This window comes from Luteimonas suaedae, from assembly GCF_008312895.1.
GTDB lineage: Bacteria > Pseudomonadota > Gammaproteobacteria > Xanthomonadales > Xanthomonadaceae > Luteimonas > Luteimonas suaedae.
In genome coordinates this window covers 259,559-272,697 of the sequence record NZ_VSSP01000002.1, presented here as the reverse complement: position 1 = coordinate 272,697, position 13,139 = coordinate 259,559, and the positions used below count along the sequence as shown (strand labels likewise).

The 13,139-nt window shown below is 70.7% G+C and carries 11 protein-coding genes; 10 read left to right on the top strand and 1 reads right to left on the bottom strand.

Translation table 11 applies throughout. The features are described 5' to 3' along the window. Positions 1–4 precede the first annotated feature (4 nt). The 10 genes from FXO19_RS05420 to FXO19_RS05375 all read left to right on the top strand — a co-directional run bounded on the left by FXO19_RS05420 (position 5) and on the right by FXO19_RS05375 (position 12,364). Complete coding sequence (locus FXO19_RS05420; protein ID WP_187775639.1) at positions 5–1,639, top strand: TldD/PmbA family protein; 1,635 nt, start codon at positions 5–7, stop codon at positions 1,637–1,639. A 26-nt stretch (positions 1,640–1,665) separates the two neighbouring features. Then, a complete protein-coding gene (locus tag FXO19_RS05415; RefSeq protein ID WP_149194054.1) occupies positions 1,666–3,000 on the top strand; it encodes a TldD/PmbA family protein in 1,335 nt (444 codons plus the stop codon). A gap of 117 nt (positions 3,001–3,117) precedes the next feature. Next, complete coding sequence (locus tag FXO19_RS05410) at positions 3,118–3,816, top strand: DUF4159 domain-containing protein (RefSeq protein WP_149194053.1); 699 nt, start codon at positions 3,118–3,120, stop codon at positions 3,814–3,816. A 161-nt stretch (positions 3,817–3,977) separates the two neighbouring features. After that, entirely contained in the window at positions 3,978–4,970 is a 993-nt protein-coding gene (locus FXO19_RS05405) for an AAA family ATPase (protein ID WP_149194052.1), read from the top strand. Continuing rightward, positions 4,967–5,878, top strand: coding sequence for a DUF58 domain-containing protein (locus tag FXO19_RS05400; RefSeq protein WP_223115437.1), 912 nt, complete (start codon positions 4,967–4,969; stop codon positions 5,876–5,878). Before FXO19_RS05405 ends, FXO19_RS05400 begins: the two co-directional genes overlap by 4 nt. Then, the gene (locus tag FXO19_RS05395) at positions 5,875–7,038 is read left to right on the top strand and encodes a BatA domain-containing protein (RefSeq protein WP_149194050.1); all 1,164 of its coding nucleotides are present in this window, start codon (positions 5,875–5,877) and stop codon (positions 7,036–7,038) included. Before FXO19_RS05400 ends, FXO19_RS05395 begins: the two co-directional genes overlap by 4 nt. After that, positions 7,035–9,305, top strand: a complete 2,271-nt coding sequence (locus tag FXO19_RS05390) for a DUF4175 domain-containing protein (protein WP_149194049.1) — start codon at positions 7,035–7,037, stop codon at positions 9,303–9,305. Before FXO19_RS05395 ends, FXO19_RS05390 begins: the two co-directional genes overlap by 4 nt. Beyond that, positions 9,302–11,161, top strand: a complete 1,860-nt coding sequence (locus tag FXO19_RS05385) for a carboxypeptidase regulatory-like domain-containing protein (protein ID WP_149194048.1) — start codon at positions 9,302–9,304, stop codon at positions 11,159–11,161. The genes FXO19_RS05390 and FXO19_RS05385 overlap by 4 nt, the downstream gene beginning before the upstream one ends. Before the next feature lie 31 nt (positions 11,162–11,192). Continuing rightward, a complete protein-coding gene (locus FXO19_RS05380) occupies positions 11,193–11,543 on the top strand; it encodes a GFA family protein (RefSeq protein ID WP_149194047.1) in 351 nt (116 codons plus the stop codon). Next, a complete protein-coding gene (locus FXO19_RS05375) occupies positions 11,543–12,364 on the top strand; it encodes a DUF4349 domain-containing protein (protein ID WP_255516304.1) in 822 nt (273 codons plus the stop codon). Before FXO19_RS05380 ends, FXO19_RS05375 begins: the two co-directional genes overlap by 1 nt. A gap of 433 nt (positions 12,365–12,797) precedes the next feature. Here the strand turns inward: FXO19_RS05375 and FXO19_RS05370 are convergent, their stop codons facing one another. Beyond that, complete coding sequence (locus tag FXO19_RS05370; protein WP_149194046.1) at positions 12,798–13,091, bottom strand: hypothetical protein; 294 nt, start codon at positions 13,089–13,091, stop codon at positions 12,798–12,800. Between the last annotated feature and the right edge of the window lie 48 nt (positions 13,092–13,139).

Genomic DNA, 13,139 nt, shown 5'->3' with positions numbered 1-13,139 from the left:
TGTCTTGCAACGACGTGACTTTCTGGCCCTGAGCGGCCTCGGTCTGGGCGGCCTCATGGTGCCGTCCTTCTTCGGCAAGGTCATCGCCGCCGAACAACTGCAGTCGACGATCGATCCGGCGCTGAAGAAGCGCCTGGCCGACGCCGCGCTGAATACGGCCACCGGGGACGGCGCCAGCTACTGCGACGTGCGCATCGGCCGCTACCTGCGCCAGTTCGTGATGACGCGCGAGGACAAGGTGCAGAACGTGGTCAATACCGAGTCCACCGGTGTCGGCGTGCGCGTGATCGCCAACGGCGCCTGGGGCTTTGCCGCCACCAACGCACTGACCGAGGCCGGCGTGGCGCAGGCGGCGCGGCAGGCGACGGCGATCGCCAAGGCCAACGCCAAGATCCAGACCGAGCCGGTGCAGCTGGCGCCGGTCACGGGGGTGGGCGAGGTGTCGTGGCGCACGCCGCTCCGGAAGAATTCGATGGAAGTGCCGATCAAGGAGAAGGTCGACCTGCTGCTCGGCGTCAATGCCGCGGCGATGGAGGCCGGCGCCAGCTTCGTCAACTCGATGCTGTTCCTGGTCAACGAACAGAAGTACTTCGCCAGCACCGACGGCTCCTACATCGACCAGGACGTGCACCGCATCTGGGCGCCGATGACGGTCACCGCGATCGACAAGGAAAGCGGCAAGTTCCGCACCCGCGACGGCCTGTCGGCGCCGATGGGCATGGGCTACGAATACCTGGACGGCGCCGCGTCGGGCAAGGCGGTCCTGCCCAACGGCGTGATCAGCTACGGCATGTCCTACGACATGCGCGAGGACGCCATCGCCGCCGCGAAACAGGCGCAGGAGAAGCTGAAGGCGCCGTCTGTCAAGCCGGGCAAGTACGACCTGGTGCTCGATCCGTCGCATACCTGGCTGACCATCCACGAATCCATCGGCCATCCGCTGGAGCTCGACCGCGTGCTCGGCTACGAGGCCAACTACGCCGGCACCAGCTTCGCCACGCTGGACAAGCGCGAGCAGCGCTTCCAGTACGGCAGCGACATCGTCACCGTGTTCGCCGACAAGGTGCAGCCCGGCAGCCTGGGCGCGGTCGGTTACGACGACGAAGGCGTCAAGACCAAGCGCTGGAACCTGATCGCCGACGGCAAGCTGGTCGACTACCAGACCATCCGCGACCAGGCCCACATCCTCGGCAAGACCGAATCCGACGGCTGCTGCTACGCCGACTCGTGGTCGAGCGTGCAGTTCCAGCGCATGCCCAACGTGTCGCTGGCGCCGGGCAAGGACAAGCTGAGCGTGGCCGACATGATCAAGGACGTCGAGAACGGCATCTACATCGTCGGCGACGGCTCGTTCTCGATCGACCAGCAGCGCTACAACGCCCAGTTCGGCGGGCAGCTGTTCTACGAGATCAAGAACGGCGAGATCGCCGGGATGATCGAGGACGTGGCCTACCAGATCCGCACGCCGGAGTTCTGGAACGCCTGCTCCGCGATCTGCGATGAAAGCGACTATCGCCTCGGTGGCTCGTTCTTCGACGGCAAGGGCCAGCCCAGCCAGGTGTCGGCGGTCTCGCACGGCTCGGCCACCGCGCGCTTCGACGGCATCAACGTGATCAACACCGCCCGCTCGCTCGGCTGACCGGCGCCCCAGGAGAATTACAGACCATGACCATCTTCACCGAAGAGCAAGCCAAGGCCATCCTCGACAAGGTGATCGCCCTGTCCGAAGCCGACGAGTGCACCGCCACGCTGAACGGCTCGATCGCCGGCAACATCCGCTTCGCGCTCAACAACGTCTCCACCAGCGGCATCGTCAACGACGCCGAGCTGAGCGTGCAGGTGGCGTTCGGCAGGCGCGTCGGCACCGCCACCGTCAACGAATTCGACGACGCCGCGCTCGAGCGCGTGGTGCGGCGCGCCGAGGACCTGGCGCGGCTGGCGCCGGAGAATCCTGAGTTCATGCCGGCGATCGGCAAGCAGGAATACAAGCCCAGCCCGACGTTCAGCGAGTCCACCGCCGCGATCACGCCGGAGTTCCGTGCGCAGGTGGCGGCCGACTCGATCGGCCCCTGCCGCGCCGACGACCTGATCGCCGCGGGCTTCCTCAACGACCGCCAAAACTTCGTCGCCTTCGCCAACAGCAACGGCAATTTCGGCTACCAGACGGGCACCAACTTCAACTACACCTGCACCGTGCGCACCGAGGACGGGCGTGGTTCGGGCTGGGTCGGGCGCAGCCTCAAGGACGCCAGCGACTTCGACGCCGATCGCGACGTCCGCGTCGCCATGCGCAAGGCCAGCGAGTCGGCCGAGGCCAAGGCGCTGGAGCCGGGCAAATACACCGTGATCCTGGAGCCGGCTGCGGTGGCCGGCCTGGTCTCGTTCATGATGCGCTTCTTCGATGCGCGCACCGCCGATGAAGGCCGCAGCTTCCTGTCGAAGAAGGGCGGCGGCAACAAGCTCGGCGAACAGGTCTACGATCCGCGCGTCAACATCTCCGCCGATCCCTGGGACCCGGACGCCGCGGTGCTGCCGTGGGACGAGGAGGGCCTGCCGCGCGAGAAGATGGCGATCATCGAGAACGGCAAGGTCGCAGCGCTGGACTATTCACGCTTCTGGGCCAAGGAGCAGGGCAAGCGCGCGGTCGGCCGCCCCGGCAACCTGCTGATGGCCGGCGGCGACAAGTCCACCGCCGAGCTGATCGCCGGCACCGACCGCGGCATCCTGGTCACCCGCACCTGGTACATTCGCATGGTCGATCCGCAGACGGTGCTGCTGACCGGGCTGACCCGCGACGGCACCTTCTACATCGAGAACGGCGAGCTCAAGTACCCGGTGAAGAACTTCCGCTTCAACGAATCGCCGGTGATCATGCTCAACAACATCGACGAGCTGGGTCGTCCGGTGCGCGTAGCCGGCGACGAATCCGACTTCGTGATGATGCTGCCGGCGATGAGGCTGCGCGATTTCACCTTCACCTCGCTGTCCGACGCCGTATAAAGGCGAGGAACGAGTGGAGAGGAGTGAGAAACGAGTGAAAGCGGAGGACGGCGCGAATGTGCGTCGTCGCGTGCCTTTACTCGTTTCTCACTCCTCTTCACTCGTTTCTCCGGCGCGATGACTCGCGCGGACTTCCTCCGGCTGATGCTGGGCGCGGCCGGTGCCGCGTTGCTGCCGTATCCGCTGCGTGCCGCCACCGGCTACGACTTCCGCTTCACCCGCCTGCGCTACGACTCCGGCGACTGGGACGTGGACGCGCGCATGCCGTCCAACGTCATCACCGCGCTGATCGACTACACCAACCTGCGCGTCGACCCCGAGGAGCAGGTGATCGACCTGTCCGACCCGGCGATGCTCGCCGAGCCGTTCTGCTACCTGGCCGGGCACAAGCTGGTCGAGTTCAATCCGGCCGAGCGCCGCAACTTCGAGCGTTACGTGCGCAGCGGCGGCTTCGTCTTCGCCGACGACTGCAACCACGACATCGACGGCCTGTTCGCCAAATCGTTCGAGGCGCAGATGGCGTCGATCTTCGGCCCACGCGCGTTACGCAAGCTGCCCAACGATCATGCCCTGTATCGCAGTTTCTTCCGTTTTCCAGACGGACCGCCGGCCACCGGCTTCGAGCTCAACGGCTGGGGTGACGACCTGGTGCACGATTACCTGAAGGGCATCGAGATCGACGGCCGCCTCGGCGTGCTCTACAGCAACAAGGACTACGGCTGCGAATGGGATTACGACTGGCGCAACAAGCGCTTCCTGGCCGAGGACAACACCAAGTTCGCAGTCAACATCGTCATGTACGCATTGACGGCGTGAACCCCAGCATTCCCCCCCTTTGAAAAATGGGGCAGGGGGGATTTGCTTTGCTCCCGGTCAAGCAAAGGCAACAGCAAATCCCCCTCAATCCCCCTTTTTCAAAGGGGGAAGAAAAAAACGCGACGAACCGGCTTCATTCCTTCCTTCCCCAAGGGTCCCGCATGAATGACATCACCGAACCCGAGATCCAGGCGCATATTGCCCGTCTCGGCACCCTGCGCGAGGCGATCGCGCAGGCCGTGGTCGGCCAGGCCGAGGTGGTCGAGCAACTGCTGATCGGCCTGCTCGCCGGTGGCCACTGCCTGCTCGAGGGCGTGCCCGGCCTGGGCAAGACGCTGCTGGTACGCACGCTCGGCCAGGCGCTGGAGCTGCAGTTCCGGCGCGTGCAGTTCACGCCTGACCTGATGCCCAGCGACATCCTCGGCACCGAGTTGCTGGAGGAAGACCACGGCACCGGACACCGGCACTTCCGTTTCCAGCAGGGACCGGTGTTCACCAACCTGCTGCTCGCCGACGAGCTCAACCGTACGCCGCCCAAGACCCAGGCTGCATTGCTGGAGGCGATGCAGGAACGCACCGTCAGCTACGCCGGCGTCACCCATGCGCTGCCGGCGCCGTTCTTCGTGCTGGCCACGCAGAACCCGATCGAGCAGGCCGGCACCTATCCGTTGCCCGAGGCGCAGCTCGACCGCTTCCTGTTGCAGGTCCGCGTCGACTATCCGGACGAGGCCGAGGAGCGCGCGATCCTGGTGCAGACCACCGGTGCGCACGCCGCGCAGGTGCCGCAGGTGATGGACGCCGCGCAGGTGTTGGCGCTGCAGGCGCTGGTGCGCGAGGTGCACGTGGGCGACGACCTGCTGGCCTGGATCACGCGGCTGGTGCGCGCCAGCCGCCCGGGCGATGGCGCCCCGGAATCGGTGCGCAAGTTCGTGCGCTGGGGCGCCGGCCCGCGCGCCGGGCAGTCGCTGGTGCTCTCGGCCAAGGCGCGCGCGCTGCTGCACGGCCGGCTGGCGGCGAATCGTGACGACGTCGCCGCGCTGGCGGCGCCGGTGATGCGCCACCGCCTGCTGCTGTCGTTCGCGGCCGAAGCGGAGCAGACCGGCGCCGACGAGGTGATCGACGCGCTGCTGCGCGACGTACCCTTCGACGCCTGAGCGGCGGGACCGTCGTGTACGACCCGGTTCCACCCCAGGTACGCGCCCGGCTGCGGGTGCTGCGCATCGTGTCGCGCCGCGCCGCCGGACAGCGCGGTATCGGCCTGCACCACAGCCGCAGCCGCGGCGCCGGGCTGGAGTTCGCGCAGTACCGCGCCTACGAACCGGGCGACGAGCCGCGGCAGATCGACTGGAAGCTGTACGCGCGCAGCGACCGCTTCTTCGTGCGCGAGGCCGAACGCGAGAGTCCGCTGACGGTCTGGGTGCTGCTCGACGCCAGCGCGTCGATGGGCCAGGCCGACGGCGCGCGTCCGGACTGGTCGCGGCTGGACGCGGGCAAGGCGCTGGCCGCCTGCATCGCCGAGGTGGCGATGGCACAGGGCGATCGCTGCGGGCTGGTGGCGCTGCGCGCGGCCGGCCTGCAGCTGGTGGCGCCCGGCGCCGGACCGCGCCAGCGCGACCGCCTGCTGCTGGCGCTGCACGACCTGCGTGCCGAGGGCGTGTTCCCGGGCGAGCGGCCGCTGGCGCCGCTGTGGGAGCGCGTCGGTGCCGACGACCTGGTGGTGCTGCTGAGCGACTGCTTCGACGAGGCCTGCATCGCCCTGGCCGAGCGCCTGGCGTCGGCGCGGCGCGAGGTGCTGGCGATTCAGCTGCTCACCGTCGAGGAGCGCGACTTTCCGTTCCGCGACGGCCGTCGGTTCCATGACCCGGAAACCGGCGAGGAACTGCTGGGCGACGGTGCCGCGCTGCGCGACGAGTTCCTGGAACGCTTCGGCGCCGCGCGCCGTGCGCTGCAGGCGCGCTTCGACGCCGCCGGGATCCGGCATGCCGGCTACGTGCTCGACCGCCCGCTCGACGAGCCGTTGCGGCGGCTGTTCGGCGACACCCGTGCCCCGGAGCACGCATGAGCTTCGGCCTGCTGCTGCCCGCCGCGCTGGCCGCGCTGACGGCGCTGCTGTTGCCGTTGGCGATCCACCTGGCGCGCCGCAGCGAGCAGCGGCCGACGCCGTTCGCCGCGTTGCGCTGGCTGCGCCACAAGCCGCGACCGCGGCATCGCATCCGTTTCGACGAGTGGCCATTGCTTTTGCTGCGCCTGCTGCTGCTGGCGCTGCTGGCGTTGTGGCTGGCGCAGCCGGTGCTGTTCGGCGCGCGCGCGGAGAACACGTGGATCGTGGCGGCGCCCGGGGTCGATGTCGCGCAGGTGCGTGCGGCGGCCACCGATGACGGCGAGCCGCGCTGGCTGGCGCCCGGCTTTCCGCCGCTGTCGCAACCACCACCGCAGGCGCCACTGCCGCTCGCCAGCCTGCTGCGACAGCTCGATGCCGAACTACCGGCGCACACCGCGCTGACGGTGTTCGTACCCGAACGGATCGACGGCGCCGACGGCGGGCTGCCGCTGCTCTCGCGCGCGGTCGACTGGCGCGTCCTGCCTGGGGCGATGCCGGCGCACGAGTCGCGACCGGACGAACCGCCGAGCCTGGTGGTGCGCCACGCCGAGGACCGCGCGCCCGCGCTGCGCTACTTGCATGCTGCCGTGCAGGCGTGGCGATCCGACGGGGCGGGGGAGGCGGACGCAATCGACACCGCAGCTGAAACCGTGCCGCTGCCGGAAGACGCGCACCATCTCGCCTGGTTGGCGTCGGGGCCGTTGCCGGATGAGGTGCGGCACTGGATCGATGCCGGCGGCGTGGCGCTGGTGGATGCCGATACCGAACTCGGGCCCGAACCGGCGATGCCCGTCGTCTGGCGCGATGCCGAAGGCGCAGCGCTGGCCGAGGGCGCCGCCGCGGGGCGCGGACGCATCGTGCGGCTGACGCGTCCGCTGTCGCCGGCCTCGATGCCGCAATTGCTCGAACCCGATTTTCCGGAGCGCCTGCGCGATCTGCTGGAGCCGCCGCCACCGTCCCCGGCGCGCGCGTACGCGGCTCATTACACGCCGGAAACCGGCGGTGCCGCCTATCCGCAGCCGCCGCGTGACCTGCAGCCCTGGTGGGCGCTGCTGATCGTGCTGGTGCTGCTGGCCGAACGCTGGCTGGCGACGGCGCGCCGCCGTGGGGAGGCGCCGTGAACGCGGACTCGCGCCTGCGACAGAGCCTGCACGCGGCCCGGCGACGGGTGCTGGCCGATGCCGCGCTGTGCGCGGCGCCGCTGGTCGTGCTGGCGACCGCGGTGGCCTGGCGCAGCGGCGGTCATGTCGCGGCGATCGCCGCTGGCTTGCTCGCGATCGCGTTGGCTGCGGCCGCCGTCGTCTGGCGCGCACGCCGCCTCGACAGCCGCTGGCAACAGCGCCGGCTCAACCAGCGGCGTCGCGACCTGGACGACAGCGCCGATCTGCTGTTCGCCGACGACGCGGCGCTCGGCACGCTGCAGCGCCTGCAGCGCGCACGCCTGCGGCAGCGACTCGCCGATGCGCCGACGCCCGACCTGCGCCCGGCCTGGTCGCGGCGACGCAATGCGCTGGCCTGGCTGCTGGCGCTGCCGCTTGCGCTCGCGGTGCTGCTGTGGCCGGCGCGCGATACCGGGCAGGGTGTCGCATCGCGCGCGGATGCACCGGGCACCACCGTGGCAGGCACGCCGCGGCTGGTGGCGCAGACGCTGCGCATCGCGCCGCCGGCGTACACCGGGCTACCGGCACGCAATGTCGACGGGCTCGAGGCGAAGGCGCCGGAAGGATCACGGCTGCGCTGGACACTGCGCATCGCGCCGCAACCAGCATCGGCCGAGCTGGTGTTCCACGACGGCGAACGCCTGGCGCTCGAACGCGACGGCGACGCCTGGATCGCGGCGCGGGTGCTGGATCGCTCCACCCTGTATCGCGTGCTGCCGGCGGGCGCGGCGGCGCGGCCACCACCGCCCCTGCAGCGGCTCGACGCAATCGCCGACCGCCCGCCGCGCGTGCGGGTGCTGGCGCCCGAGCGCAGCCTCACCCAGATGGCGGCCGGCCAGCGCAGCTGGTCGCTGGCGTTCGAGGCCGACGACGATTACGGCGTCGCCGCCGTCGCGCAACTGCGCATCACCCTGGCGCGCGGCAGCGGCGAGAACATCACCTTCGACGAGCGCACCCGCACGTTGCGCGGCCGCGGCGAGGCCACGCGCAGACGTTTCGAGGCGAACCTGGACCTGGCCGAGCTGGCGCTGGCGCCGGGCGAGGATCTGGTGGTGCAGCTGCAGGTGCAGGACAACCGCGCGCCGCGGCCGCAGTCCGCGCGCAGCCCCAGCCTGATCCTGCGGCGCCCGGCGGACCCGGTGGTCGACACCGTCGGCCTGGAAGGGCTGGCGCGCAAGGTGTTGCCGGCGTACTTCCGCAGCCAGCGCCAGATCATCATCGACGCCGAGGCGCTGCAGAAGGAGAAGCCGCAGTTGCAGGAAGCGCGTTTCCTGGAACGCTCGGACACCATCGGCGTCGACCAGCGCCTGCTGCGGTTGCGCTACGGGCAGTTCCTGGGCGAGGAGTCCGAGGGCGCACCGCGGCCGCTGCCGACCGCCGACGCCGATGACCACGACCACGAGGACGGGCACGACGCGGAACCGGCGACGACGCTGCCGATCGACGACTACTGGCAGGCGCCGTCGACTGCAAGGGAACACGACGAACACGCGCATGAGGACGACCATGGGGACGAACTCGCCGCTGACGTCGATCCCGCGCATGCGCACGACCACGGCACCGCCGAAGACAGCATGACCTTCGGTCGCGAAGCCGACGTGCTGGAGGAGTTCGGCCACACCCACGACATCCCCGAGGCGGCGACGCTGCTCGACCCGCAGACGCGCGAGACCCTGCGCAGCGCACTGGGCGAGATGTGGCAGTCGGAGCTCAATCTGCGTCAAGGCCGGCCCGACCGTGCGCTGCCCTACGCCTATCGCGCGCTCGAGCTGATCAAGCAGGTGCAGCAGGCCGATCGCATCTACCTGGCGCGGGTGGGCCCGGAGCTGCCGCCGATCGACGAAAGCCGGCGCCTGGGCGGCGATCGCGACGGTATCGGGCGCCGCGCGCTGCCGGCCGCTGCCGGCGATGACGATGACGATGACGGTACGCCCGCGCGCATCTGGCGCGCGCTCGGCGGGATGCCGCTCGATGAAGACGCGCCGGTGGATCTCGACGCGCTCGAGGCGTGGCTGCGCGGCAATGCCGGGCGAGTGCAGGATCCGCTGGCCTACGTGGCCGCCATCGATGCGCTGCGCAACGATCCCGACTGCAATGAGTGCCGCGATGCGCTGCGCGCGCTGCTGTGGACCGCGCTGGCGCGTCCGCCCGCCGCCGTGCCGAGGCGCGCCGCGGCCGACGCCGCCGGCCGCCGCTACCTGGATACGTTGCGGGAGCCTTCGCCATGAGCCCGCAGTCGCTGCTCGTCGGCCTGCTGATCCTGGCGGTGGCGCTGGGCTGGACGCGGCTGCTGGGGTGGCAGTGGCGCGCGCCGGCTGGCGCGCGTTCGCGTACCTCGCGGCTGGTGCTGCTGTTGGCGTTGCAGCCGCTGTGCGCGCTGTTGCTGTATCGCACGCTGGTGCCGCCGACGCTGCCCACCCGCGCCGGCGACATGACCGTGCTCACCGCCGGCGCCACCCGCGCACAACTCGATGCTTCCGTACAGGGCGAAGTGCTGGTGGCGCTGCCGGAGGCGCCGCGCCTGCGCGACGCCGTGCGCGTGCCGGACCTGGCGACGGCATTGCGCCGGCATCCGGGCACGGCACGCGTGCACGTGATCGGCGCCGGGCTGGAGGCGCGTGACCGCGACGCACTGGGTGAGGTTGCGCTGACGTTCGAGCCGTCGCCGTTGCCGGCGGGCCTGGTCGCGCTGTGGGCGCCGGAGCGGATCGCCGCCGGCGATGCGTTCCGGGTCGCCGGCCGCGTGCACGACGTCGATGGCGGCAGCGTCGAGCTGCTGGATCCGGCTGGGCGCCGGGTCGATGTCGCGGCGCTCGCCGAGGACGGCGGCTTCACCGTCGTCGGCAGCGCGCGCACGCCGGGCACGGTGCGGTTCGCGCTGCGGGTGCGCAATGGCGACCGCGGGACGGTCGAGGAGGTCGCGGTGCCGCTGTGGATCGCGCCCGAGCCGCCGCCGCGGGTGCTGCTGCTGGCGGGCGCGCCGAATCCGGAGTTCAAGTACCTGCGGCGCTGGGCCGCCGATGCCGGCATGGCGTTGCAGGTGCAGGTCGCGGTCGGCGGCGGCGTCACGCTCGGCGATGCGCCGGTGGCGATGAACGCCGAATCGCTGCGCGAGTTCGACCTGGTGGTGCTCGACGAGCGCGCCTGGGCGACGCTGGGCGAGACGCGGCGTGCGGCGCTGGCGACGGCGGTGCGCGACGGCCTGGGCGTGCTGCTGCGGATCACCGCCCCGTTGCCGGAAAGCACGCGCCGGCAGCTGCAGGCCTTCGGTTTCGAGGTGTCCGCGGGCGCCGCCACGACCGCGGTGGCGATGCCGCCGGCGATCGAGGATGAAACGATGCTGCTCGCCCGGCTCGGCGCCGGAACGGCCGATGCGCCGGTGGATGCCGCGTTGGCCTCGGAAGCACCGCCGGACCTGTCGCGGCGTGACCTGCGGATCGCCGCCGCCGATGCGGCGACGGGGGTGGCGTCGGCCACGGACTGGCTGCACTGGCGCGCGGAAGGTCGTGGACGCATCGCGCTGGCCACGCTGGTCGACAGCTACCGGCTGGTGCTGTCCGGACGCGACGACCTGCACGCCGAACTGTGGAGCGCGGCGTTCGCCGCGGCGACACGCCCGCACGGGACGGCGGAACCGGCGTTCGCAGCGGATATCCGCGCCGACGAGCGCACCGCCATCTGCGGCGTGGATGCGCAGGTGCGGGTGCAGGCACCGGATGGCTCGTCGACCCGGCTGTTGCCGGATCCGGCTGCCGGCGGCTGCGCCGGGTACTGGCCGCGACTGCCGGGCTGGCACGCGCTGCTCCAGGATGACGAAGCCCGGCCGTTCCACGTGCGGGCGCGCGATGCGGCGCCGGGCCTGCGGGCGAGTACGCTGCGCGAGGCGACCCTGCGGCATGTCGGCGCTGCGCCGCAGCGATCCGATGCCGACGTGCGGCCCGGACTGCCGCGCCGCGGCGCATCCTGGCCATGGTTCCTCGGCTGGCTGGCCGCGGCCGCGATGCTGTGGTGGCTGGAGCGGTCGCGTTTCGGTCGCGCGGGGAGGCGGCAGGCGACGGACCCGCTGGCGACCGCGGCGGGTTAGGCTACGCGCCGGATCCCATCGGAGTCTTGTCATGGCCTACAACGGAAGCTGTCACTGCGGACGCGTCGCGTTCGAGCTCGACGCCGAGATCGGTGACGTCTACGACTGCAATTGCTCGATGTGCCGCCGTCGCGGCAGCCTGCTCGGGTTCTTTCCGCACGAGGCGCTGACGCTGCGCACGCCGGACGAGGCCGCCGGCACCTACCGGTTCAACAAGCAGCACATCGCGCACCGGTTCTGCCCCGACTGCGGCATCGCGCCCTACAGCGAGGGCGTCGACCCGCGCACCGGGTCGAAGACCGCAGCGGTCAACGTGCGCTGCCTGGACGGCGTGGACCTGTCGACGTTGAAAGTGGTGCCGGTTGACGGGGCAAGTTTCTGATGCGCCGGGCCGGCGTTTGCCTGGTGGTATTGCTGTTGGCTGGCCTGTCCGCCTGCCAGCGGTCGCCGGACCAGGCGCTGTCGTACGCGGCGGCGCCAGCGGCCGCGAAGATGGCGCGCGAGGTTGCGCCCGGAGCGGATGCGGATGGCAGCGGCAACGACGGCGCGATGCTGGCCTACGAACACAGCGCCGGCATCCGCCTGCCCGCGACGGAGATCGCGCCGCGCCAGCGTGCGGTGCAGGACGCCTGCATCGCGCGCAAGTTCGGCGAATGTGTGGTGCTCAACATGCACCAGCAGGGCGGCGACTACCCTTCGGCCAGCATCACCGTGCGGATCGTGCCCGACGGCGTCGAGCCGATGATCGCGCTGGCCGGCGAGGGCGCCGAGCTGGGCGAGCGCAGCACCCGCGCCGAGGACCTGGCGGTGGTGGTGCGCGACAACGCCCTCACCCGGGAAAGGCTGCGCCGCGAGCTGGAACGGCTGCAGGAATTCCAGCAGCGCCGCGACCTGGCGGTGGCGGACATGATCGCGCTGTCCGAGCGCATGGCCGCGGCGCAGGCCCAGCTGGAAGCCGCCGAACGCGACGGTGCCCAGCATCGCCGCCGGATCGATACCCAGCTGCTGACGCTCGACTTCCGTCCGCCCGACGGGCAGGCAGGCCGCAGCGAGATCGGGCAGGCCGTGCGCGATTTCGGCGCCACGCTGTCGATGGGCACCGCGTGGACGATCCGCGCGCTGGCGTTCCTGATTCCGCTGGTGGCATTGCTGGCGATCCTGGTGTTCGCGGTGCGCCGGTGGCGCAGGCGGATGCGATCCTAGTGCGGATCGACATTCACTTCCTCCCTCTGTAGGAGGGGCTTCAGCCCCGACCCGCCGAAGATCGCGGCAAGGAAGCAGGGCGTGCACGGCGCCGGTCGGGAAGCTGCGTGCGGGGATCTTTTTCCGCGCTCCGCTCGTTTCCGGTGACCGGCGCGCCTGCCGGTCCGGAACCGCAGCGTCCACCGGATCCCGCCGGCACCCGCGGCATCGCGCGCATGGCGCGCTCCTACGGAGATGCCTGTCGCGACGATTAGCGCGTTGCACCGCGGGCCGGTCATTCGTAGGAGCGCGCCATGCGCGCGATGCCGCGGGCGTTGCGCCGGCCGCGAATTACGGGGTCGGGGCTGAAGCCCCTCCTACAAGGGCGACGGGGCATGGGAAGTGAATATTGATACGTCCTGGGTCGCCGGCCTCGTCCCGCCGGCAGCGACGTTCACCCCTCGTCTTCCTCGAACTCCACCATCGCGTCGAGATCGAACGCCAGTGCCTCGACCGCCTCGCGCACCTTGCGTCCGGTGGACGGGTTGGGGACGTCGATCTCGATCTCGTGGAGGTCGGGCCCGCTGGTGTCGCTCAGTCCGGCGGAGCTGGAGTCGTCGTCGTCCAGGTGTGGCATCAGGTCATCGACTTCCTCGACGTGCTCGATGCCGTCGAGGCTCTGCAGCAGGTTGATGACGCCGCGGACGGCGTCGTCGTCGCCGGTCAGGCGGATACGGAGCAGGGCCATTGCCGATCCTCGTGGGGAGATGCCGGCAGGCTAGGCAGATGAAGGCTA